Source organism: Aeromonas sp. NJAU223 (assembly GCF_051125555.1).
Classification (GTDB): Bacteria; Pseudomonadota; Gammaproteobacteria; order Enterobacterales; family Aeromonadaceae; genus Aeromonas; species Aeromonas veronii_G.
In genome coordinates, this window is record NZ_CP144204.1 from 464,495 (window position 1) to 486,723 (window position 22,229).

The window sequence follows — 22,229 nt, forward strand, 5'->3', positions numbered from 1 at the left end:
GCCGGCGCCTATATAATGGCGAACCGGTCTGCAAGTGGCCGACATGGCGCGTTAAACGGGGATCGATCGGGTGGAGGCAAGGGCACAAGGGCGCACCAAGGGGGGCTTCATCGCCGGGGTGGGATTTTTCATCCTGGTCATGTGGGGGCTCTACCAGACTGCGCTGGATGTTAAAGACTGGCTGACGGATGCCAGTCGGTTGCCCATGAGCGAGCTGTTGCTACAGGGGCAACACGAATATTTGAAAGCCGATGAGCTGCGCAATGCCGTGCTGGATGGTGCCCAGTTGCGCAATTTCTTCGAGCTGGATGTGAACGAATTGCAGGCGCGTTTGAACGCGCTGCCCTGGGTGGCCCAGGTGTCGGTCCGCAAGAAGTGGCCGAACAAGATCAAGGTCTACCTCACCGAACAGGATGTGGCGGCCCGCTGGAATGGCAACCGCTTCGTCAACACCAAGGGTGAGGTGTTCAGTGCCCCGGACAGGGTGAAAAAGCCGCTGATGCAGTTGTCCGGGCCCGATGATCAGGCCGCCAAGGTGCTGGAAGCCAGCCATCAGTACGAGACCTTGCTGGCGGCCAGGGGATACAAGTTGATGGGGGTGAATCTGACCCCCCGCCATGCCTGGGAACTGACCCTGGATGGCAACATTCAGCTGTTTGTGGGGCGCTCGGATATCGCGCTTCGTCTGCAGCGGTTTATCGATGCCTTCCCGGTCATCGAACCCCGTGAGCGGGTCGCTTACGTGGACCTTCGATACGACACCGGAATGGCAGTTGGCTGGAAGAAAAGCGAAGAGAAAGTGAATGACCAACACCGCAGATAGAAATTTGATTGTCGGACTGGATATCGGCACGACCAAGGTGGCGGTACTGGTTGGCGAAGTGCTGCCTGATGGTGAGCTCAATGTCATCGGCATGGGCAGCCACGCCTCACGCGGGATGGAGAAGGGCGGGGTCAACGATCTCGACTCCGTGGTCAAGTCCCTGCGCCGTGCGGTGGAAGAGGCAGAAATGATGGCCGACTGCCAGATAAGCTCCGTCTATCTGGGTCTGTCAGGCAAGCACATCGATTGTCGCAACGAGACCGGCATGGTGCCCATCTCCGACGAGGAGGTGACCCAGGAGGACGTGGACAACGTCATCCACACCGCCAAGTCGGTGCGACTGTCCGATGAGCTGCGGGTGCTGCACGTGCTGCCCCAGGAGTTTGCCATCGACTATCAGGAAGGGATCAAGAATCCGGTCGGCCTGTCCGGCGTGCGGATGGCGGCCAAGGTGCACCTGATCACCTGCCACAACGACATGGCGCGCAACATCGAGAAGTGTGTCGAGAAGGTGGGTCTGCGGGTGGATCAGCTGATCTTCTCCGCCCTGGCGTCCAGCTATGCGGTACTGACCGAGGACGAGAAGGAGCTGGGTGTCTGCGTGGTGGATATCGGCGGTGGCACCATGGACATGTCGCTGTTTACCGGCGGCGCCCTGCGTCACACCAAGGTGATCCCCTATGCCGGCAGCACGGTCACCAGCGACATCGCCTACGCCTTTGGCACGCCGCCGCTGGATGCGGAAGCGATCAAGGTGCGTTACGGTTGCGCCCTCGGCCGTCTGGTCAGCAAGGAAGACAATATTGAAGTCCCCAGTGTCGGCGGCCGTCCGGCGCGCAGCCTGCAGCGGCAGACACTGGCTGAAGTGATTGAACCCCGTTACACCGAGTTGCTCTCCATGGTGAATGATGAGCTGGTGCGGGTGCAGAGTGAGTTGAAGGCTCAAGGGGTCAAGCATCAGCTGGCGGCCGGTGTGGTACTGACCGGTGGCGCAGCCCAGATCGAAGGCATCGTGGAGTGTGCGGAGCAGATCTTCCAGAGCCAGGTCCGGGTGGGTGAGCCCATGAACATACGTGGATTGAGCGATTACGTGCAGGCGCCAGTGTATTCGACCGCGGTCGGATTGCTGCAATACGGCCGGACCAATCAATCCACCGGCAATAACAAGGAATATGCCGCCAAGGCAAGCGTAGGTGGGCTGGTCAAACGGGTCAGCAACTGGTTGCGTGGCGAGTTCTAAGAGATTTTGCGTCAGTCAGCAAATAAAGCGGAGAGACAACATGTTTGAATTTATGGATAGCCACACTGACGAAGCCGTCATCAAGGTGATAGGTGTGGGTGGCGGCGGCGGCAACGCAGTCGAGCACATGGTTCGTCAAAACATCGAGGGTGTTGAGTTCATTACCGTCAACACCGATGCCCAGGCCCTGCGCAACTCCAGTGCCAACACCACGCTGCAGATCGGTGGTGGTATCACCAAGGGTCTGGGCGCTGGCGCCAACCCGGAAGTGGGCCGTGACGCCGCCATGGAAGACAGGGAAGCGCTGCGTGAGCTGCTGACCGGTTCCGACATGGTGTTCATCGCCGCCGGCATGGGCGGTGGTACCGGTACCGGGGCTGCCCCCATCGTGGCCGAAGTCGCCCGCGAGATGGGTATCCTGACAGTGGCTGTCGTGACCAAGCCGTTCTCCTTCGAAGGGAAGAAGCGGATGGGCTTCGCCGCTCACGGTATCGAAGAGCTGTCCAAGAACGTCGACTCCCTGATCACCATCCCCAACGACAAGTTGCTGAAGGTGCTGGGTCGTGGCATCTCCCTGCTGGACGCCTTCAAGGCGGCCAACGACGTGCTGCTGGGTGCGGTGCAGGGCATTGCCGAGCTGATCACTCGCCCGGGCCTCATCAACGTCGACTTCGCGGACGTGCGTACCGTGATGCGCGAGATGGGTACCGCCATGATGGGTACCGGTTCAGCCTCCGGTGATGACCGTGCCGAAGAAGCGGCCGAGAAAGCCATCTCCAGCCCGCTGCTGGAAGACGTGGATCTGGCCGGTGCACGTGGCATCCTGGTTAACATCACCGCCGGCATGGACATGACCATCGAAGAGTTCGAGACCGTGGGTAACGCCGTCAAGGCCTTTGCCTCCGAGAACGCGACCGTGGTCGTGGGTACCGTTATTGACCCGGAAATGCACGACGAACTGCGTGTGACCGTGGTGGCTACCGGTATCGGTGCCGAGCGTAAGCCGGACATCACCCTGGTCAAGAGCAGCCAGGTGCAAGAGCGCCCGGTGCGTCAGCCGCTGGTGAGCGACATGATGCAAGGCCGCGTGATGGAAGAAGCCCCGGCCAAGGTGGTGAACGCCGAGCCGCAAGCTCGCCGTGAGCCGGATTATCTCGACATTCCTGCGTTCCTGCGCAAGCAAGCTGACTAAGCCTCTGATGGCTCTGGTTTGTTTGTTGCTTAAGGATTGTGCTATGATGGCCCGGCAACGACCATCTGGTCAGGAATTTGAGCTGTTAAGCGGATACGCCCATGATTAGACAAAGAACCTTGAAAACGAGTGTCCAGGCCACCGGTGTGGGCCTGCATTCGGGCCGGAAAGTCACAATGACGTTCCGTCCGGCGCCTGTTAACACAGGGATCGTTTACTTGCGTACCGATCTGAATCCTGTGGTAGAGCTGCCAGCCAACGCCGATCAGGTACGTGATACCGTGCTTTGTACCGCTCTGGTCAACGAAGCCGGTGTTCGTGTGTCGACTATCGAACATCTGTCTGCCGCCCTGGCCGGGATGGGGATCGACAACCTCTATGTGGAGGTTGACGCGCCTGAGATCCCGGTGATGGATGGCAGTGCACATCCGTTCATCTACCTGCTGCAGGAAGTGGGTATTCGTGAACAGAATGCACCCAAGCAGTTCGTGCGGATCAAGCAGAGCGTCCGGGTTGAAGACGGCGACAAGTGGGCGGAATTCCACCCCTATCGCAACGGCTTCAAGATGGATCTCGAGATCGATTTCCAGCATCCGGTGTTTGAAGGCCGCAACCAGCGTTGCGTGCTGGACTTCTCCGGCAGCTCCTTCGTGAAAGAGATCAGCCGTGCCCGTACCTTCGGCTTCATGCGTGACATCGAGTATCTGCGTTCCCAGAACCTGGCGCTGGGCGGAAGCCTGGAAAACGCCGTGGTGCTGGATGACTATCGGGTACTGAACGAAGATGGCCTGCGCTACGAAGACGAATTCGTGAAGCACAAGATGCTGGATGCGATCGGTGACCTGTACATGTGCAACCGCAGCATCATCGGTGAATTCCGTGCCTACAAGACGGGCCATGCCCTGAACAACAAACTGCTGCGTGCCTTGCTGGCCAAGCAGGAGGCCTGGGAACTGGTGACCTTCGAGGGTGAGGGCGAGAAAGCGCCTATCGCTTACTACGACAACGGTCTGGTTCTGGCCTGATAGCTGTGCAACAGGACGTCGGTCACCTCTCCGCACCGACGTCCTGTCATTTGTGTATTCCACTCCTTAATACCGATTATCTCCCGGTTTTATTACCCGTGCGGGCCTCTGGCCTCACCTGACCGAGCAGACAAGTTTCTATGAGCATTACCCTGATCCTCCACGGCAAGCAGCGCCGCAAGGTGCACTTACCCAAACAACGTCTGGCCTGGGTCGGCGGTATTCTCTTCTCCCTGTTGGCAATGGGCGGTGGCTGGCTCTGGCAGAGCTGGCACCAGAAGATGGAAGCGCTGGAAGTGGCGCTGGTCCTCGCGCAACAACAAAAATCGACCCAAGGGGCTGATGAAGCCCGTGAACAGCTTGCCATGCTGGCCGCCCAGGTGGGCACCATGCAGGGGCAGCTGGGTCGCCTCAATGCCCTCGGCGAGCGCCTGACCGAGAAGGCAGACCTGGATCCCGAGGAGTTCAACTTCAAGGAGCTGCCACCCATGGGGGGCCCCTCCTATGATGCGGATCTGGAAGTCAGCCTCAACGAGCTGCAAGATTCTATGGCACACCTCAATCGCCAGCTTAGCAGCCGTGAAGAACAGCTCTCGGTACTTGAATCTTTCATCATGAATCACCATATCACCGATGCCGGTTTTATTTCCGGCTCGCCGGTCAAGCAGGAGCGGGTCTGGATCTCCTCGGGCTTTGGTGGCCGGGTCGATCCGTTCAACGGTCGCGCCAAGATGCACAAGGGCGTGGATTTCCGGGGCAAACCCGGCACCCCCATTCTGGCGACCGGCAAGGGGATCGTCAGCTGGGCGGGACGTCACCCGGAATTTGGCAACATGGTGGAGATCGACCATGGCAATGGTCTGGTCACCCGTTATGCCCACAACTCCAAGCTGTTGGTGGAGGTGGGTACCCTGGTCGATGAAGGCCAGAAGATAGCCCTGATGGGCCGCACCGGTCGTGCGACCGGGGTGCATTTGCATTACGAAGTGTTGAAAGATGGTCGTCAGGTCAACCCCGCACGCTTTCTGAACGCCAGACGGGGTTAGGTTTTTTCTTCAGGTTCCAGTGACGGAACGCTTATATAACCAAAATAGTTGGTACCCATGATTAGCACACTGCTCACCAAGATTATCGGCAGCCGGAACGACAGAACGCTCAAGGCTTTGCGCAAAATTGTAAAACAGATCAATGCGATGGAGCCTCAGTTCGAGGCACTGTCCGATCAGGAACTGCAGGCCAAGACGGCCGAGTACCGTCAGCGTCTGGAGCAGGGTGAGACGCTGGAGCAGCTGTTGCCGGAAGCGTTCGCCACCGTGCGTGAAGCCTCCCGCCGGGTGTTCGGCATGCGTCACTTCGACGTCCAGCTGATCGGCGGCATGGTGCTCAACTCCAACCGCATCGCCGAAATGAAGACCGGTGAGGGCAAGACCCTGACCGCGACCCTGCCGGCGTACCTGAACGCCCTGTCCGGTCGCGGCGTGCACGTGGTGACGGTGAACGACTACCTGGCCAAGCGTGACGCCGAGGCAAACCGCCCGCTGTTCACCTTCCTCGGCATGACGGTCGATTGCAACGTGCCCGGCATGGATGCGTCCCAGAAGCGTGACGCCTACGCCGCCGACATCACTTACGGTACCAACAACGAATTCGGTTTCGATTACCTGCGCGACAACATGGCATTCTCGCCGGAGCAGCGCGTGCAGCGTCCGCTCAACTACGCGCTGGTGGATGAGGTGGATTCCGTGCTCATCGACGAAGCCCGGACCCCGCTCATCATCTCCGGCCCGGCGGAAGACAGCTCCGCCATGTACATCCAGATCAACAAGCTGATCCCGCTGCTGGTCAAGCAGGACAAGGAAGACTCTGAAGAGTACACCGGCGACGGCCACTACACCGTGGACGAGAAGAACCGTCAGGCCCTGCTGACCGAGAACGGCCAGATCTTCGTGGAAGAGCTGCTCAAGAAAGAGGGGCTGCTGGCGGAAGACGACTCCCTGTTCTCCGCCACCAACATCAGCCTGCTGCACCACGTCAACGCCGGTCTGCGTGCCCACACCCTGTTCGAGCGCAACGTCGACTACATCGTCCAGAAGGACGAGATCGTCATCGTCGATGAACACACCGGCCGTACCATGCCGGGTCGCCGCTGGTCCGATGGTCTGCACCAGGCGGTCGAGGCGAAGGAAGGGGTCAAGATCCAGAACGAGAACCAGACCCTGGCCTCCATCACCTTCCAGAACTACTTCCGTCTGTACGACAAGCTGGCGGGCATGACCGGGACGGCCGATACCGAAGCCTTTGAATTCCAGCAGATCTATGGTCTGGATACCGTGGTCATCCCGACCAACAAGCCGATGGTTCGCAAGGACATGGGCGATCTGGTCTATCTCACGGCACAAGAGAAGTACGCCGCCATCATCGAAGACATCCGCGGTTGCGTGGAGCGGGGCCAGCCGGTGTTGGTGGGTACCGTCTCCATCGAGAACTCCGAGCTGCTGTCCGGCATCCTGACCAAGGAGAACATTCCCCACAAGGTGTTGAACGCCAAGTTCCACGCCATGGAGGCGGAGATCGTCGCCCAGGCGGGCCAGACCGGTGCCGTCACCATCGCCACCAACATGGCCGGTCGTGGTACCGACATCGTGCTCGGTGGCAACTGGCAGGCGGAGATCGCCGCGCTGGAGAATCCGACCGAGGAACAGGTTCGCGCCATCAAGGAAGCCTGGCAGGTGCGTCACGACGCCGTGCTGGCCGCCGGCGGCCTGCACATCATCGGTACCGAGCGTCACGAATCCCGTCGTATCGACAACCAACTGCGCGGCCGTTCCGGTCGTCAGGGTGACCCGGGTTCCTCCCGCTTCTACCTCTCCATGGAAGATACCCTGATGCGGATCTTCGCCTCCGATCGCGTGACCGGCATGATGAAGAAGCTGGGCATGGAAGAGGGCGAGGCCATCGAGCATCCCTGGGTGACCAAGGCCATCGAGAATGCCCAGCGCAAGGTGGAAGGTCGCAACTTCGACATCCGTAAAAACCTGCTGGAGTTCGATGACGTAGCCAATGATCAACGTAAAGTGGTTTATGAGCAGCGTAATGAACTGCTGGATACCAACGATATCTCAGAAACCATCCATGTCATCCGTGACGACGTCTACGGCGCCATCATCGACGAGTACATCCCGCCCCAGTCCCTGGAAGAGATGTGGGACGTGCCGGGCCTGGAAACGCGCCTGAAATCCGACTTCGCCCTGGATCTGCCGCTGCAGCAGTGGCTGGCGGAAGATGACAAGCTGTACGAAGAGAAGCTGCGCGAGCGCATCCTGGAAGAAGCCACCAAGCTCTACGCCCACAAGGAGGAGCTGGTCGGCAAGGAGGTGCTGCGCAACTTCGAGAAGGCGGTGATGCTGCAGACTCTGGATGGCCTCTGGAAGGAGCATCTGGCGGCCATGGATCACCTGCGTCAGGGCATCCATCTGCGCGGCTATGCCCAGAAGAACCCCAAGCAGGAGTACAAGCGCGAATCCTTCGATCTGTTCACCCAGATGCTGGAAACCCTCAAGCGCGACGTGGTCAGCATCCTGAGCCGAGTACAGGTCCAGGAGCGCGACGTGGAAGCGATGGAAGAGCAGCAGCGCCAGCAGGCGGAAGCCGCTCCCCGCACTTACACCCATGCGGCCGCCGAGAACCAGCTGGCGGACGAGGAGAGCCAGGGCGAAGCGGCGCCGGTCACCTTCGTGCGGGACGAGCAGAAGGTAGGGCGCAACGACCCTTGCCCCTGCGGCTCCGGCAAGAAATACAAACACTGCCACGGTCAGTTGACCTAAGCTCCCGTGATGATCCATGCACCGCCTTCGGGCGGTGCATTCATTTCAGGGGACAGCACAAGGAGAGGGATGATGAGCAAGGTTCCAACGGGCTGGTGCAAAGCGGCTCATGCCAGCTGGTCGCAAGGAGATCGCCAACAGGCGGTGCAACAGGTGCTGGTACGGCTCAATGCACAGCAGAGCAAACCCGTCCCCCTGCAGTTGCAGTTTGCCTACTACCTCTTCCTGTGCGGCGATCCCGCATCCGCTGCCCAGGTGCTGGAGCAGGCTCACAAGAGCGCCCCCGATGACATCGAGGTGCTGCGCAATCTCTGCGTCTGCCTCTCCCGAGCCAACCAGTATGAGCGGGCTCTGGTGCATCTTGAGCTGCTGGCAAAGCGTGAGCCGGGGGATTATCTGGCGCAGGATGGGCTCTGTAGCTGCCTCGCCAAGCTCGGCCGTCACGACGAGGCGGCCGTGGCGGGCACCCAGGCGCTGACGCTGAAAGACGAGGCGAGAGGTCCCTTGCCTGCGGGCTGGTCTCTCCCCGCCATGGGCCCGGATGCCTGGCTGGCATCGCAGGGAGAGCGACAGAGCGTCATCGCCTTTTCGCTGTGGGGCAAGGCGCCCCGCTATCTGAGGGGCGCGCTCGACAACGTGCTAGCGGCTGCCTACCTCTATCCGGGCTGGCGGGTGCGCTTCTATGTGGATGAGAGCGTGCCGGCGGAGCTGCTGGATTGTCTGCGAGAACACGGTGCCGAGGTGATGATGCAGCCCGCCGGCCAGTCTCTGCGCGAGCGGCTCTGCTGGCGCTTCCAGGTGGCCAACGATCCCGGGGTCGGGCGTTTTCTCATCCGTGATGCGGACTCCGTGCTGAATGCCAGGGAGCGCGTAGCGGTCGATGCCTGGCTTGCATCGGGGCACTGGTTCCATATCATGCGTGACTGGTGGAGCCACACCGATCTGGTGCTGGCGGGCATGTGGGGCGGGGTGGCCGGCGTGCTGCCCTCTCTGGCGCCGATGCTCGCGACTTACCAGTCGGGCAACATGGAGACGCCGAACATCGATCAGTGGTTCCTGCGCGACTGTGTGTGGCCCTGTCTGCGCGTGAGCAGCCTGATCCACGATCGCTGCTTCACGCCGCAAGGAGCCGAGCCCTGGCCCTTGCCTTCACCCGCGGGCAACGAGCACGTGGGGCAGGATATCTTCATGGCCCAGGGGGCACGGCAGGCCAGCCGCCTGACACCCTGGATGGCCAGATTGTCATCTTTACGTTGAGGACGAAAATGGAAGCGAAGAAACGGATCTGGGTGGCGGTCGGCGTCATCGAAAATGAGAAGGGGGATATCTTCCTCGCCAAACGCTCCTCAGACCGCCACCAGGGCGATCGCTGGGAGTTCCCGGGGGGCAAGGTCGAATCAGGGGAAGACCTGCTCACCGCGCTGGACAGGGAGCTGTGGGAAGAGATTGGCATCCGGGTGCAGGACTGCAGCCCTTTCATGGAGCTGCATCACGACTATCCGGACAAGCAGGTGCTGCTGGATATCTGGAAGGTGACCCGCTTCCATGGAGAACCGTTCGGCAAGGAGGGGCAGGAGTGCCGCTGGGTGCCGCTGGCCGCCCTGCATGAGTACCAGTTCCCCGATGCCAACGGCCCTATCGTTGCCCGGTTGCAGCAACAGCTCGCTCAATAAAGCATGAGGGTGTGCAGCCCGGCAGGGGGGCCACCGTCAACATCATGAAAAAGGGCCCATCGGGCCCTTTTTCATCTCTGGCTTATTGCCACTGCTCCCCTTCCTCGGGGTAGGGCAACAGCTCGGGATCGATCTCGCCGGGAATGCGTTTCTCTTCATCGGCCCATTCACCGAGGTCGATCAGCTGGCAACGCTTGCTGCAGAAGGGGCGAAACAGGCTCTCGGGAGTCCATTCAACCTCGCCCTGGCAGGTGGGGCATTTTACCTTGGTGACCATGTCGTTTTCTCCTCAGCAGCAGGCGAGCTGGAAAGGCACGTCGCCTATCTGTTGCTCGGCGGTGGGCAGGAAGCGCAGGGCGAAGCGGTTCTTGTGGCCGCTCAGGGTCGGGTAGGCGGGCTGGCCGCCTGGCAGACGGATGCGGATGAGCTCGGCGCCCTCAGCGGTGTCCTGGAAGAAGCCGTTGGTGGCGACCTGATCGCTGAAGTTGCCGGATTCCCGCCACAGGCGCAGCAAGAGCGTGATGGCGTTCATCAACAGGTTGATGTCGCTGAGCCATTGCTGCATCTGCTGGTGGCGGGTGACGGCGGGGGTCGCCAGCCAGTGATGCAACTGGGGCACGTCGAAGGCGCACAGGCCGCCGGGAATGGAGAAGCGCTGGCGGATGGAGCCGAGCAGGCGATCTTCCTTCAGACGGGCGCCGGGGCGAGGGGAGTGCAGCAGGCTGCGGGAGAGCTGGGTGCTCTCCTGCTGCATCCGCTGGACTTGCTCGAGGTCCACATCCGGCAGGCTGGCCCAGTGGCTCAGCCGCTGGCCGAGACGTTCCAGATCCTTGATGAGATCGGCGCGCAGATCACCGCGCTCCAGCAACTCCTGCAGATCGAACAACCCCTTGAAGAAGGCGATGTGTGCCCAAGGCTGGTCACTCTCCAGATTGTCGCGGATCTGGGAAAACAGGGACTCCAGACGAAGATAGGTCCGGCTTTTTTCATTGAGGGGGAAGTCGTAAATCATGCCTAATCCTGGCCAGCCATAAACCGGCCTAGTGTACTCAGTGTTGGTGGGCTTGTTGAGAGGCAAACACCAGATATGTTTGGTGCAGCGCGAAAATCCGCGCAGAAATGGTCTCACTCGACCCATTCTGGTTGTCCAGCACGTCATCTGCTGCCGCGAGGCGCTCTGCCCGGCTGGCCTGAGCCGCCAGTATGGCCTGCGCCTGTTCCCGGCTGACGCCATCCCGGCGACAGGTACGCACTATCTGGGTCTCTTCATCCACGTCGATCACTAGCACCCGGTTGGCGAGGCTGGTGAGCTTGTTTTCGACCAGCAGAGGCACCACCAGCAGGCAGTAGGGGGAACTGGCAGCGGCGCACTGGCGCAACATCTCGCTGCGAATGAGCGGGTGAAGCAGTGCGTTCAACCACTGCTTCTCTTCTGGGTGGTTGAAGATGCGGTCACGCAAGGCGCGTCTGTCCAGCGTCCCGTCTTCCCCTAGCATAGCGGCGCCAAAATGCTCGGCGATGGCCGCCAGCGCCGGGGTGCCGGGCTTCACGACGTCACGGGCAATCACATCGGCGTCGATCACATCGATGCCGAGCGCTGCAAACTGGTTGGCGACAGTGGTCTTGCCGCTGCCAATGCCGCCGGTAATCGCTACCACATACATTGCTTTAACCTCGTTTCGTCAGAGCACCCAGTCCAGGTACCAGCGGGTGATGCTATCTCCCCACAGCAGCGCTGCCCAGCTCGCGATGGCGAGATAGGGGCCAAAGGGGATGGGATTGGCCTGATGGTGTTTGCGCAGCGCGATGAGCCCGATGCCGATGATGGCACCGACCAGGGAGGAGAGCAGCAGCACGATGGGCAAGGCTTGCCAGCCGAGCCAGGCGCCGAGGGCTGCCAGCAGCTTGAAGTCGCCATACCCCATGCCCTCCTTGCCGGTGAGCAGCTTGAAGGCCCAGTAGAGGCTCCAGAGCACCAGGTAGCCCACCATGGCGCCCACCACCGCGTCTCCCAGCGAGACGAATCCCCCCAGCAGGTTGAACAGCAGGCCGGCCCACAAGAGCGGCAGGGTGAGCTGATCCGGCAGCAGCATCTTGTCCAGATCGATGAAGGTGAGTGCAATCAGGGTCCAGGTCAGCACCAGGGCGGCCAGGGTGCCCCAGCCCGGAGTGAGGGTCGCCGCAACCACCACGGACAACAGGGCCGTCAGCAGTTCGACCAGGGGATAACGCACCGAGATCGGCGCCTGACAGCTGCGGCAGCGCCCCTTGAGCCAGAGCCAGCTCAGCAGGGGAATGTTCTCGATGGCCGTGATGGCATGACCGCAATGAGGGCAGCAGGAGCGTGGCACCATCAGGTTGTAGGGGGGAACAGAAGCTGCTGCGGGTTCGCTGTCGAAGTAGCTGCGGTATTCGGCCTGCCAGTCGCGCTCCAGCATGATGGGCAGGCGATGGATGACCACATTGAGGAAGCTGCCGATCATCAGGGAAAAGAGGAAGATCAGGGAAAAATAGAGCCAGGGCAGCGCCTGAGCCAGTTCGATGAGAGAGGCCATAATCAACCGCGTTTGTTGGAAAGGGGCTGCGAATGACCGGGCCTGACTAGCCGCGCTCCGGCCGGTCACTCGCGCGCAGGGGCTAGTGTATCACAGAGCCCAGTTTGAAGATGGGCAGATACATGGCGACCACCATGCCGCCGACCAGCACCCCGAGCACCACCATGATGAGGGGTTCGAGCAGACTGGTGAGACCGTCGACCGTGTCATCCACCTCCTGCTCGAAGATGGTCGCCACCTTGGAGAGCATGTCATCGATGGCGCCGGACTCCTCACCGATCATCACCATCTGGATCACCATGTCGGGGAAGAGGTCGACGGTGCGCATGGCGACGTTGATCTGCATGCCCGCCACCACTTCGTTGCGAATAGCCATGATGGCGGTGCGATAGACATAGTTGCCGGAGGCGCCGGCAGAGGAGACCAGGGCATCCACCAGGGGGATACCGGCGGAGAAGGTGGTGGAGAGCGTGCGGGCGAAGCGCGCCATGGCCGCCTTGTGCAGGATGGATCCCACGATGGGGATGCTGAGCACGAATTTGTCCGTGTTGTCGCGCACCTTCTGGGAGCTGCGCCAGGCCCGCACGTACAAGAAGATGGCGAGGCCGATGCCGCCGAAGATCAAATACCACCAATCCTGCATGAAGCGGGAGATGGCGATGACGAAACGGGTGAAGGCGGGGAGCTCGGCCCCGAAGCTCTTGAAGATGTCTTCGAACTGGGGAATGACGAACAGCAGCAGGATGGAGGTCACTACGATGGCCACCAGGATGACCATGGTCGGGTAGAACATCGCCTTCTTGATCTTGGACTTGAGTGCTTCGCTCTTCTCCCGGTAGGTGGCGATCCGGTCGTAGATGGTCTCCAGCGCGCCGGAGTGCTCCCCCGCTTCCACCAGATCGCAATAGAGATCATCGAAGTGACGAGGATGGCGACGCAGCGCCTCGGACATGGGGGTACCGGTCTCCACATCGGCGGCAATCTGGCCTATCAGTTCGCGCACGGCGGCTTTTTCATGGCCGCGAGCGATGATCTGCAGACTCTGCACCAGGGGCACGCCGGCGGAAAGCATGGTGGTGATCTGGCGGGAGATGACGGCGATGTCCATGGGCTTGATCTTGGCGCCGCCCTTGGAAAACAACCCCTGACTCTGCTTGCTGACCTTGGTGACGTTGACGCCCTGCTTGCGCAGCTCGATTTTGACGGTGTTGATGCTGTCGGCCTGCAATTCGCCAGAGACTTTCAGCCCCTTGCGATTGACCCCGTGCCAGCGGAAGGAGAAGACTTTTTTCGGGGTGTTCTGTCTTTGCGCTAATGTGGCCATCACTGCATCCTGCAATTGGGCGGCGGTAGCCGGAGCGGATCCTCTGTCCGGCGCATCGTGCTGTCAGATTTTAATTCTGACCAGCTCATGATTCTTGAAATAAGTGGTTTTAAAACGCCACGCTAGTTTGTGGTTATTCTGTTTATTTCAGCCAGGCTGGTGACGCCCAACCGCGCCTTCTCAAGGCCCGAGGTTCTCAGATTGCGCATCCCCTCTTTCTGGGCAATGGCGGCAATCTGCAAGGAGTTGGCCCCCTGCATGATGAGCCTGGCGATATTGTCGGACATCAGCATGATCTCATAGATGCCGACCCGCCCTCTGTAACCCCCCGAACACTCCTTGCAGCCCACGGGTTTGAACAACCGCAGCCCCGCGATCAACTGTTGTTGGCTGAAACCGAGCTCCAGCAGCTCGTTCTCGGGGATCACCTCTGGCGCCTTGCAGTGTTCACACAGCTTGCGAGCCAGGCGTTGGGCCATGATGAGGGTCACCGAGGAGGCGATATTGAAGGCGGGCACCCCCATGTTCATCATCCGGGTCAGCGTCTCGGCCGCCGAGTTGGTGTGCAGGGTCGAGAGCACCAGGTGGCCGGTCTGGGAGGCCTTGATGGCTATCTCGGCGGTTTCCAGATCCCGGATCTCCCCCACCATGACGATGTCAGGATCCTGGCGCAGGAAGGAGCGCAGAGCGCTGGCGAAGGTGAGACCCGCCTTGGGATTGATCTGCACCTGATTGACCCCCGGCAGGTTGATCTCCACCGGATCCTCGGCGGTGGAGATATTGACCTCCAGCGTGTTGAGAATGTTGAGGCCAGTATAGAGGGAGACCGTCTTGCCCGAGCCGGTGGGGCCGGTCACCAGGATCATACCCTGGGGCTTGGAGAGGGCGTTCAGGTATTGGGCTTTCTGTCTGTCGTCGAAACCGAGTTGATCGATGTTGAGGCGCGCCGCCGACGAGTCCAGCAAGCGGATGACGATCTTCTCGCCCCACATGGTCGGCAGGGTGTTGACCCGCATGTCCATGGACTTGCTGCGGGACAGTTTCAGCTTGATCCGGCCATCCTGGGGCAGCCGCCGCTCGGCGATATCGAGCCTCGCCATCACCTTGAGGCGGGCGGCGAAGCGATTGGCCAGATTGACCGGCGGGGTGGCAATCTCGTGCAGTATGCCGTCGATGCGAAAGCGGATCCGGTACTTGGTTTCGTAGGGTTCGAAGTGCAGATCCGAGGCGCCACGCTTGATGGCATCCATCATGATCTTGTTGATGTACTTGACGATGGGGGCATCGTCATCCGCGGTGTTGACGCTCTCGTCGAGCCGCGAGCTCTCATCGGTGACTTCGAGCTCGGAGATCTCGGCCTCATCGATATGATCCATGCCGAGGGCATCCTGCTCACTCTCCATCAGCTTGGCGATGGCGGTGGTCAGCTTGCTCTCTTCGACCAGCAGGGCCTCGGTGTGCAGCCCGAAGCTGAATCCGAAATCCTCCAGCGCCGACACATTGGTCGGATCCGACATGGCGATATAGAGGGTGTGGCCCTGGGTGTAGATGGGCAGCACATGGTGCTTCTCAATCAGCTTCTGATTGAGGTATTTCTGCGGGATCTCGGCCAAGTCGAAGGCGGCAAGATCCAGCAGAGGTACCCCATATTCCAGTTCACAGAAATCGGCGAGGGCCTTGCTGTCGAGGATATCGTTTTCAATCAGGAAGGTCACAAAGGGTTTGCGCTGCGCCCTGGCCTGGCTCAGATAGCGTTGTGAGTCTGGCTCACTGAGGAGGGAAGAAGCGGCCAGGCTGGTGGCCAGGCCGCTATTGGGGCTAGAGGTCATGCGTTAGCAAATACCGGTGCTGGTGCAGGTACTGCCGCTAGCGGCTTGGGCCCAGATAACTTGGCCATTGTTGAAGCTTCCTTGCAGAATATAGGTATTCTCTGTGGAGGCAAAGGTAGAGGTTTTACCCGTAGCTGTAATATTTACAGCCGCACTGCTACCACCAATACTCACGGCAGAGACATAGCTATCTGCAGAGGATGATCCACTAACTGCTGCCGGGATACCGTTGGAACCTGCAGTGAAGCAGCTAGCTAAGCTCCCATCTCTTTGCGCACATACTTCGACAGCAGTTTTAAAAGCACCTGTTGCTGAGACTACTTCGGAGAACTTCGCCTTCTTGGTATAGGTCTGATACGCCGGCAGGGCGATAGCGGCCAGGATGGCGACGATCGCGACCACTATCATCAATTCAATAAGGGTGAAGCCCGACTGTTTCTTCATGTCTCTGTTCATGTCAAATATCCTTTTTTCCATGGTTCCTGAGAAGTGCCGGTGGAATTCTGTCCACACGCCAGTATCTTATCCGAGCGCTTAAAGTTGGCAACAGAGGTTGTCACCTTGTTAACCATTTTCCTGCTGTTTAGTGAAAAATATAGAAAAATCAAAGATTAAAAAGCCTCTAATGACTCTTTCAATGGCAGGGGGGGCCCATGTCACACTCCTTATGTCGTGGGATCCTGCATAAAGAAAAGGCGCCTGTGGCGCCTTTTGCAAGTTTCGAGTCCTGTAATATCTGGCAGTACAGTCAGATGGCGTTTTTGCCGGTGAGATCAGACAAAGCGCATCGAGAGATCCAGTGCTCTCACATGCTTGGTCAGGGCGCCGACCGAGATGAAATCGACGCCGGTGGCGGCATAGCTGGCCAGGGTCTCCAGAGTGACGTTGCCGGACACCTCCAGTTTGGCGCGGCCCTGGTTCAGGGTCACCGCTGCTTTCATCATGGGGATGTCGAAGTTGTCCAGCATCACGATGTCGGCCAGGGCCGCCAGAGCCAGCTCCAGTTCGGCCAGCGATTCGACCTCCACTTCGACCGGTTTGCCCGGGTTGAGGTGACGCGCCTGGGCGATGGCTTCCTGAATACCCCCGCAGGCCAGGATGTGGTTCTCCTTGATGAGATAGGCATCGAACAGCCCGATGCGATGGTTCTTGCCACCGCCGCAGGTGACGGCATATTTCTGTGCACTGCGCAGGCCCGGCAGCGTCTTGCGGGTATCGAGCAGGCGGCAATCGGTGCCTTCCAGCTCGGCCACATAGCGGGCGGTGAGGGTGGCGACGCCACTCAGGGTCTGCACGAAGTTCAGCGCATTGCGCTCGCCGGTCAGCAGTATCCGGGCGGGGCCATGGAGGCGGAACAGCTCCTGATTGGGGGAGAGCTTCTCGCCATCCTGCACCAGCCACTCCACCCTGACCTCGCCGCCGAGCTGGGCAAATACCTCGTCAACCCAGGGCTGGCCGCAGAAGACACCGGCTTCACGGGTGATGACCCGGGCGGTGGAGAGGCGATCGGTCGGGATCAGCTGGGCCGTGATATCGGCGCTGGCATCCGGTTGATCCAGTGCGGTGAGGGCATCGCCCAAGTCTTCGAGTAGCGCGGCGCGCACGGCGCGGCTGATGTCCTGTTGTAGCATGCCTTATTCCTGCAGGGGTCTGAGAAGCAACTGCCTCTCCTTTTGGCGTAATTCCAGCCGGCCGAGGGCATTCATGCCCACCAGGATCTCTTCCCCGTCGGTGGCCGGATTGATAAAGACGGTCAGATCGTACAAGGTCAGCGGCCCCATCGCCAGGCTTTCGATCCGGCTAGTCTGGACCTGGATCTCACCGGCGGCCGTCTTGACCCGGCTGTGCCCGGTGGGAATGAGGCCGAGGCGCTCGGCCACCTGGCTCGGGATCGTCACCAGGGTGGCACCGGTGTCCAGCAGCAGTTGCACCAGCTGACCGTTGATGGCACCCTCCAGACGATAATGGCCGCTGGCATCGGCCTTGAGCAGCAGGTCTCCGCTGGCGGTCACCGTGGGCTTGGCGCTGGAGTAGAAGTAGAGGGTCAGCAATCCCAGCAGGGAGAGCCAGGCCAGCAGCCAGAGCCGGCGTGCCATCGGGTGCATATAGGATCCGGTATCGCGCGAGTTGATGCCTGAGCCTAACACAATTTCATCCATGGATTCAGAGGCTTGTTTCTCGTTTCAGGCGACGGGAGCGGGTTGCCATGGGATCTCTTTTCTCAGTCAGAATGAGCCGACGATGACGCAGCCCAAAGCCCTTTTCTCTATCGATGCCGACGGTTGGTGCGAGCAGGCCCGTCGGGTGCCCTCACCCCATCACAACGAGCGGGCCAGCCCGGATGACATCTCCCTGCTGGTGGTGCATGGCATCAGCCTACCCCCCGGGCAGTTTGGGGGCCCCTGGATCGACGATCTCTTCCTCGGCCAGCTGGATCCCGATGCTCACCCCTATTTTGCCGATATCCATCAGTTGAAGGTCTCCGCCCACTGCCTGATCCGGCGTGACGGCGAGTTGGTGCAGTATGTGCCGTTTGGTGCGCGTGCCTGGCACGCCGGGGTGTCGAGCTGGGAGGGGAGGGAGGCCTGCAACGATTTTTCCATCGGCATCGAGCTGGAAGGGACGGACGAGGCTCCCTATAGCGATGCCCAGTACGAGGTGCTGGCAGGACTCAGTAGGGCCATATCACGGCACTATCCGTCAATTACCGCTGAACGGATCGTGGGTCATTGCGACATCGCGCCAGGGCGCAAGAGCGATCCCGGTGAGAGTTTCGAATGGGATCGTTACAAGTCACTTCTCAATTTTGAACAGTGATTTGCAACATTAGTTTGTGTTTTTAAAATCAATGGCTTGCCACCAAGGTGAGCCATTTTTCATGCTGTTGGTTAAATGTTATCTGCAAGTCCCCCCGAAAATATTGGTCTGACCATTTTCTTTGAGCTAGGTCATAATTCCTCTTCTTTACCCCTAAAGTGGTGCCTTTAGATCTTGATGCAGATCATATTTCGGGTGGACTTTTCCCAAGCCCTCTGCTAATTTTCGCCCCATTCATAGAATTGGTAATACCAATTTAACAAAGTAGCCTCATGCCCTATATCAAGATTACTCAGCCCAAACTGGCCGACGCCATCGTCGCCGAGCTGGAAAGCATGATTCTGGAAGGCAGTTTGCAGCCGGGGCAAAAATTGCCACCCGAGCGTGAACTCGCCATCCAGTTTCAGGTTTCGCGCCCATCGCTGCGCGAAGCCATCCAGCGTTTGGAAGCGAGAGGGCTCTTGTATCGGCGCCAGGGGGGCGGCACCTATGTGCAGAATGCCTTGAGCAAGGGGATCGCCGATCCCCTGTTCGAGTTGCTCAGCACGCACCCGGAAGCCCAGTACGACCTGCTGGAGTTTCGTCACGCACTGGAAGGCATCTGTGCCTACTATGCTGCGTTGCGGGGAACTGATGCCGATTTCGAACGCATTCGCCTGGCGCAAGCCGCCATCATCGATGCGGGCCAGCAAGGGTCGCTGGTGGCTGAATCAGCTGCCGTTACCCAGTTCTATCTGGCGGTGGCCGAGGCCTCCCACAACGTGGTGCTGCTGCACCTGTTGCGGGCCATGGGCCCCATGCTCGAACAGAACATTTTACGAAATAATGAGATTTTGAATCGCCGTCCGGGAGTGGTCGCCAAGATCCGTCGCCATCGTGCGTCACTGATCGAGGCTATCCTGTCGGGGGCTCCGGAGCGGGCCAGGGCTGCTTGTCATGAGCACCTGGCCTTTATCGAGGACACCTTGTTGGATATGCAGAGGGAAGACAGCCGGATCCAGCGATCCATGCGTCGGATCCGTCAGCAGGAAAACTAATCCCACAAGGCTTTATTGTCGAATGCTTGCGCTCTTCGCCGTGCAATGCCGTGCAATCACAACAAATAGGAACCAGCCATGTCTGATATCCTGAAGAACGATGTGGACCCGATAGAAACGCTGGAGTGGCTTGCCTCTCTGGAATCCCTGCTGCGTGAAGAGGGTCCGCAACGCGCTCAGTTCATCCTTGAACAACTGGCCGAGAAAGCCCGCATCAGCGGTGTGGACGTGGCTGAAAAGGCAAATCGCGACTACATCAACACCATTCCTGCCAGCGACGAACCGGCTTACCCGGGCGACCTGGAGATGGAACGCCGCATCCGCGCCATCATCCGCTGGAATGCCATGATGATCGTGCTGCGTGCCTCCAAGAAAGACCTGGACCTCGGTGGTCACATGTCTTCCTTCGCCTCTTCCGCGACCATCTACGAAGTCTGCTACAACCACTTCTTCCGCGCTCGCAGCGAGAAGGACGGTGGCGATCTGGTCTACTTCCAGGGTCACATCTCCCCGGGCATCTACGCCCGTGCATTTGCCGAAGGTCGTCTGACCGAAGAGCAGCTGGACAACTTCCGTCAGGAAGTGGACGGCAAGGGTATCCCTTCCTATCCGCACCCGAAACTGATGCCGGACTTCTGGCAGTTCCCGACCGTTTCCATGGGTCTGGGCCCCATCGCCGCCATCTATCAGGCTCGCTTCCTGAAGTACCTGACCGACCGTGGCATCAAGGATTGCTCCGAGCAGACCGTTTACGCCTTCCTGGGTGACGGTGAGATGGACGAGCCGGAAGCCAAGGGTGCCCTGACCGTTGCCGTGCGCGAAAAGCTCGACAACCTGGTATTCGTGGTCAACTGCAACCTGCAGCGTCTGGACGGCCCTGTTGTCGGTAACGGCAAGGTCATCAACGAGCTGGAAGGCCTGTTCTCCGGCGCTGGCTGGGATGTCACCAAGGTCATCTGGGGTCGCAAGTGGGATGAGCTGCTGAAGAAAGACACGTCCGGCAAGCTGATCCAGCTGATGAACGAGACCGTGGACGGCGACTATCAGACCATGAAGTCCCGCGATGGCGCTTACGTCCGTGAGCACTTCTTCAACCGTTACCCGGAAACCGCCGCGCTGGTCAAAGACATGACTGACGAGGAGATCTTCGCCCTGAACCGCGGTGGTCACGACCCCCGTAAACTGTTCGCCGCCTTCTCCAAGGCCGCAGCGACCAAGGGCAAGCCGACCGTCATCCTGGCCAAGACCATCAAGGGCTATGGCATGGGCGAAGCGGCCGAAGGCAAGAACATCGCTCACCAGGTCAAGAAGATGGATCTGGGCTCCGTTCGTCACCTGCGTGATCGCTTCAACCTGCCGGTCACCGACGAGCAACTGGAAAAGCTGCCGTACCTGAAGATCGAAGAGGGTACCGAAGAGCACAAGTACCTGCACGCCCGTCGCACCGCCCTGAAGGGCTACGTACCGACCCGTCTGCGCGAGAGCACCACCAAGCTGGACATCCCTGCACTGGACGCTTTCGGCCCGCTGCTGGGTGAACAGGCGCGCGAGATCTCCACCACCATGGCGTTCGTGCGTTCCCTGAACGTGCTGCTCAAAGACAAGTCCATCGGCAAGCGTATCGTTCCGATCCTGGCTGACGAAGCCCGTACCTTCGGGATGGAAGGTCTGTTCCGCCAGATCGGCATCTACAGCCCGCATGGTCAGCAGTACACCCCGCAAGACCGTGACATCGTCTCCTACTACAAGGAAGACAAGCAGGGTCAGGTTCTGCAAGACGGCATCAACGAGCTGGGCGCCATGTCCTCCTGGCTGGCTGCTGCGACCTCTTACAGCACCAACGACTGCCCGATGATCCCGTTCTACATCTACTACTCCATGTTCGGCTTCCAGCGGATCGGCGACATGGCGTGGGCAGCCGGTGACCAGCAAGCCCGTGGCTTCCTGCTGGGCGCGACCTCCGGTCGTACTACCCTGAACGGCGAAGGTCTGCAGCACGAAGATGGTCACAGCCACATCCTGGCCGGTACCATCCCGAACTGCATCTCCTACGATCCGTCCTACGCCTATGAAGTCGCAGTGATCATGCAGGACGGTCTGCGTCGCATGTACGGTGAGAAGCCGGAGAACGTCTTCTACTACATCACCACCCTGAACGAGAACTATGCCATGCCGGCCATGCCGGAAGGCGCCGAGGAAGGCATCCGCAAGGGTATCTACAAGCTGGAAACCGTGGCCGGCAACAAGGCCAAGGTACAGCTGCTGGGTTGTGGCTCCATCCTGGGTCACGTGCGCACCGCCGCCCAGATCCTGGCCACCGAGTACGGCGTGGGTTCCGACGTGTTCAGCGTCACCTCCTTCAACGAACTGGCCCGTGACGGTCAGGACGCGGATCGCTGGAACATGCTGCACCCGACTGCCGAAGCGCGTGTACCTTACATCGCACAGGTGCTGGGCACCGACGCCACCATCGCCGCGACCGACTACATGAAGTCCTTCGCCGATCAGGTGCGTGCCTTCGTACCGACCGAGAACTACCGTGTACTGGGTACCGATGGTTACGGTCGTTCCGACAGCCGTGCCAACCTGCGTCGTCACTTCGAAGTGAACGAGTTCTACGTAGTGGTGGCTGCCCTGACCGAACTGGCCAAGCGTGGCGAGATCGACAAGCAGGTCGTGGCCGACGCGATCAAGAAATACGGCATCGATGCCGACAAGGTTAACCCGCTGCACGCCTAAGAGAACGGAGGAGCCGTCCGGCATTGCGCCGGGCGGCTTCTTGCCAGTTTTGGTGACAGTAGAAGCAATGGCAATTACCCGGTTTGGTAGTGGTTTATAGGCCAAATGGGCCCTTGCATAGGTTAACGCGACAGACGCGTAAGAGGATAAA

At 59.9% G+C, this 22,229-nt stretch carries 20 protein-coding genes; 11 read left to right on the forward strand and 9 right to left on the reverse strand.

Annotation, left to right across the window (positions count from 1 at the left end; all coding sequences use genetic code 11):
* Window positions 1–70 precede the first annotated feature (70 nt).
* The 8 genes from VZC39_RS02240 to mutT all read left to right on the forward strand — a co-directional run bounded on the left by VZC39_RS02240 (window position 71) and on the right by mutT (window position 9,777).
* Window positions 71–823 carry a cell division protein FtsQ/DivIB gene (locus tag VZC39_RS02240; protein ID WP_349920810.1) on the forward strand — a complete coding sequence of 251 codons (753 nt, stop codon included), beginning with the start codon at window positions 71–73 and terminating at the stop codon, window positions 821–823.
* Window positions 804–2,063 (forward strand): cell division protein FtsA, encoded by a 1,260-nt coding sequence (gene ftsA, locus VZC39_RS02245; protein ID WP_349920811.1) that lies wholly within the window; start codon window positions 804–806, stop codon window positions 2,061–2,063. The genes VZC39_RS02240 and ftsA overlap by 20 nt, the downstream gene beginning before the upstream one ends.
* 40 nt (window positions 2,064–2,103) lie before the next feature.
* A complete protein-coding gene (ftsZ, locus tag VZC39_RS02250) occupies window positions 2,104–3,255 on the forward strand; it encodes a cell division protein FtsZ (RefSeq protein ID WP_349920812.1) in 1,152 nt (383 codons plus the stop codon).
* A 101-nt stretch (window positions 3,256–3,356) separates the two neighbouring features.
* Entirely contained in the window at window positions 3,357–4,280 is a 924-nt protein-coding gene (lpxC, locus tag VZC39_RS02255; RefSeq protein WP_349920813.1) for a UDP-3-O-acyl-N-acetylglucosamine deacetylase, read from the forward strand.
* A 140-nt stretch (window positions 4,281–4,420) separates the two neighbouring features.
* Window positions 4,421–5,326 carry a M23 family metallopeptidase gene (locus tag VZC39_RS02260; protein WP_349920814.1) on the forward strand — a complete coding sequence of 302 codons (906 nt, stop codon included), beginning with the start codon at window positions 4,421–4,423 and terminating at the stop codon, window positions 5,324–5,326.
* 57 nt (window positions 5,327–5,383) lie between these two features.
* Window positions 5,384–8,104 (forward strand): preprotein translocase subunit SecA, encoded by a 2,721-nt coding sequence (gene secA, locus VZC39_RS02265; RefSeq protein ID WP_349920815.1) that lies wholly within the window; start codon window positions 5,384–5,386, stop codon window positions 8,102–8,104.
* 72 nt (window positions 8,105–8,176) lie between these two features.
* On the forward strand, window positions 8,177–9,361 hold the full coding sequence (locus tag VZC39_RS02270) for a tetratricopeptide repeat protein (RefSeq protein WP_349920816.1): 1,185 nt from the start codon (window positions 8,177–8,179) through the stop codon (window positions 9,359–9,361).
* An 8-nt stretch (window positions 9,362–9,369) separates the two neighbouring features.
* Entirely contained in the window at window positions 9,370–9,777 is a 408-nt protein-coding gene (mutT, locus tag VZC39_RS02275; protein WP_349920817.1) for an 8-oxo-dGTP diphosphatase MutT, read from the forward strand.
* Window positions 9,778–9,859: 82 nt separating this feature from the next.
* Here mutT and yacG read toward each other — a convergent pair whose 3' ends face one another.
* From yacG to VZC39_RS02320, 9 genes are all read right to left on the reverse strand, one after another.
* The gene (gene yacG / locus VZC39_RS02280; protein WP_349920818.1) at window positions 9,860–10,054 is read right to left on the reverse strand and encodes a DNA gyrase inhibitor YacG; all 195 of its coding nucleotides are present in this window, start codon (window positions 10,052–10,054) and stop codon (window positions 9,860–9,862) included.
* A gap of 12 nt (window positions 10,055–10,066) precedes the next feature.
* Window positions 10,067–10,789: a cell division protein ZapD gene (gene zapD / locus VZC39_RS02285; protein ID WP_349920819.1), complete on the reverse strand. Its 723-nt coding sequence runs from the start codon at window positions 10,787–10,789 to the stop codon at window positions 10,067–10,069.
* 37 nt (window positions 10,790–10,826) lie between these two features.
* A complete protein-coding gene (coaE, locus tag VZC39_RS02290) occupies window positions 10,827–11,441 on the reverse strand; it encodes a dephospho-CoA kinase (protein WP_434665366.1) in 615 nt (204 codons plus the stop codon).
* An 18-nt stretch (window positions 11,442–11,459) separates the two neighbouring features.
* Window positions 11,460–12,332, reverse strand: a complete 873-nt coding sequence (locus tag VZC39_RS02295; protein WP_349920821.1) for a prepilin peptidase — start codon at window positions 12,330–12,332, stop codon at window positions 11,460–11,462.
* 82 nt (window positions 12,333–12,414) lie between these two features.
* On the reverse strand, window positions 12,415–13,656 hold the full coding sequence (locus VZC39_RS02300) for a type II secretion system F family protein (protein ID WP_434665369.1): 1,242 nt from the start codon (window positions 13,654–13,656) through the stop codon (window positions 12,415–12,417).
* A gap of 122 nt (window positions 13,657–13,778) precedes the next feature.
* Entirely contained in the window at window positions 13,779–15,485 is a 1,707-nt protein-coding gene (tapB, locus tag VZC39_RS02305) for a PilB family type IVa pilus assembly ATPase TapB (RefSeq protein WP_349920823.1), read from the reverse strand.
* Window positions 15,486–15,488: 3 nt separating this feature from the next.
* Window positions 15,489–15,941 (reverse strand): pilin, encoded by a 453-nt coding sequence (locus tag VZC39_RS02310; RefSeq protein ID WP_434476170.1) that lies wholly within the window; start codon window positions 15,939–15,941, stop codon window positions 15,489–15,491.
* Window positions 15,942–16,258: 317 nt separating this feature from the next.
* Complete coding sequence (nadC, locus tag VZC39_RS02315) at window positions 16,259–17,116, reverse strand: carboxylating nicotinate-nucleotide diphosphorylase (protein ID WP_349920824.1); 858 nt, start codon at window positions 17,114–17,116, stop codon at window positions 16,259–16,261.
* 3 nt (window positions 17,117–17,119) lie between these two features.
* The gene (locus VZC39_RS02320; RefSeq protein ID WP_434665374.1) at window positions 17,120–17,590 is read right to left on the reverse strand and encodes a retropepsin-like aspartic protease family protein; all 471 of its coding nucleotides are present in this window, start codon (window positions 17,588–17,590) and stop codon (window positions 17,120–17,122) included.
* A gap of 136 nt (window positions 17,591–17,726) precedes the next feature.
* On the opposite strand from VZC39_RS02320, the gene ampD reads away from it, so the two are divergent.
* From ampD to aceE, 3 genes are all read left to right on the forward strand, one after another.
* The gene (ampD, locus tag VZC39_RS02325; protein WP_349920826.1) at window positions 17,727–18,302 is read left to right on the forward strand and encodes a 1,6-anhydro-N-acetylmuramyl-L-alanine amidase AmpD; all 576 of its coding nucleotides are present in this window, start codon (window positions 17,727–17,729) and stop codon (window positions 18,300–18,302) included.
* 272 nt (window positions 18,303–18,574) lie between these two features.
* A complete protein-coding gene (gene pdhR / locus VZC39_RS02330; RefSeq protein WP_349920827.1) occupies window positions 18,575–19,339 on the forward strand; it encodes a pyruvate dehydrogenase complex transcriptional repressor PdhR in 765 nt (254 codons plus the stop codon).
* Between the two features lie 78 nt (window positions 19,340–19,417).
* On the forward strand, window positions 19,418–22,078 hold the full coding sequence (aceE, locus tag VZC39_RS02335; protein WP_349920828.1) for a pyruvate dehydrogenase (acetyl-transferring), homodimeric type: 2,661 nt from the start codon (window positions 19,418–19,420) through the stop codon (window positions 22,076–22,078).
* Window positions 22,079–22,229 lie beyond the last annotated feature (151 nt).

Excerpts from the sequence above, each read along its gene's own strand:
- VZC39_RS02310 (WP_434476170.1), bottom strand. The coding sequence starts at position 15,941 with ATGAACAGAGACATGAAGAAACAGTCGGGCTTCACCCTTATTGAATTG.
- VZC39_RS02300 (WP_434665369.1), bottom strand. The coding sequence starts at position 13,656 with ATGGCCACATTAGCGCAAAGACAGAACACCCCGAAAAAAGTCTTCTCC.
- VZC39_RS02320 (WP_434665374.1), bottom strand. The coding sequence starts at position 17,590 with ATGCACCCGATGGCACGCCGGCTCTGGCTGCTGGCCTGGCTCTCCCTG.
- nadC (WP_349920824.1), bottom strand. The coding sequence starts at position 17,116 with ATGCTACAACAGGACATCAGCCGCGCCGTGCGCGCCGCGCTACTCGAA.
- mutT (WP_349920817.1), top strand. The coding sequence starts at position 9,370 with ATGGAAGCGAAGAAACGGATCTGGGTGGCGGTCGGCGTCATCGAAAAT.
- tapB (WP_349920823.1), bottom strand. The coding sequence starts at position 15,485 with ATGACCTCTAGCCCCAATAGCGGCCTGGCCACCAGCCTGGCCGCTTCT.
- yacG (WP_349920818.1), bottom strand. The coding sequence starts at position 10,054 with ATGGTCACCAAGGTAAAATGCCCCACCTGCCAGGGCGAGGTTGAATGG.
- aceE (WP_349920828.1), top strand. The coding sequence starts at position 19,418 with ATGTCTGATATCCTGAAGAACGATGTGGACCCGATAGAAACGCTGGAG.
- zapD (WP_349920819.1), bottom strand. The coding sequence starts at position 10,789 with ATGATTTACGACTTCCCCCTCAATGAAAAAAGCCGGACCTATCTTCGT.
- coaE (WP_434665366.1), bottom strand. The coding sequence starts at position 11,441 with ATGTATGTGGTAGCGATTACCGGCGGCATTGGCAGCGGCAAGACCACT.
- VZC39_RS02260 (WP_349920814.1), top strand. The coding sequence starts at position 4,421 with ATGAGCATTACCCTGATCCTCCACGGCAAGCAGCGCCGCAAGGTGCAC.
- lpxC (WP_349920813.1), top strand. The coding sequence starts at position 3,357 with ATGATTAGACAAAGAACCTTGAAAACGAGTGTCCAGGCCACCGGTGTG.
- VZC39_RS02295 (WP_349920821.1), bottom strand. The coding sequence starts at position 12,332 with ATGGCCTCTCTCATCGAACTGGCTCAGGCGCTGCCCTGGCTCTATTTT.
- pdhR (WP_349920827.1), top strand. The coding sequence starts at position 18,575 with ATGCCCTATATCAAGATTACTCAGCCCAAACTGGCCGACGCCATCGTC.
- ftsZ (WP_349920812.1), top strand. The coding sequence starts at position 2,104 with ATGTTTGAATTTATGGATAGCCACACTGACGAAGCCGTCATCAAGGTG.
- secA (WP_349920815.1), top strand. The coding sequence starts at position 5,384 with ATGATTAGCACACTGCTCACCAAGATTATCGGCAGCCGGAACGACAGA.
- ampD (WP_349920826.1), top strand. The coding sequence starts at position 17,727 with ATGACGCAGCCCAAAGCCCTTTTCTCTATCGATGCCGACGGTTGGTGC.
- ftsA (WP_349920811.1), top strand. The coding sequence starts at position 804 with ATGACCAACACCGCAGATAGAAATTTGATTGTCGGACTGGATATCGGC.
- VZC39_RS02270 (WP_349920816.1), top strand. The coding sequence starts at position 8,177 with ATGAGCAAGGTTCCAACGGGCTGGTGCAAAGCGGCTCATGCCAGCTGG.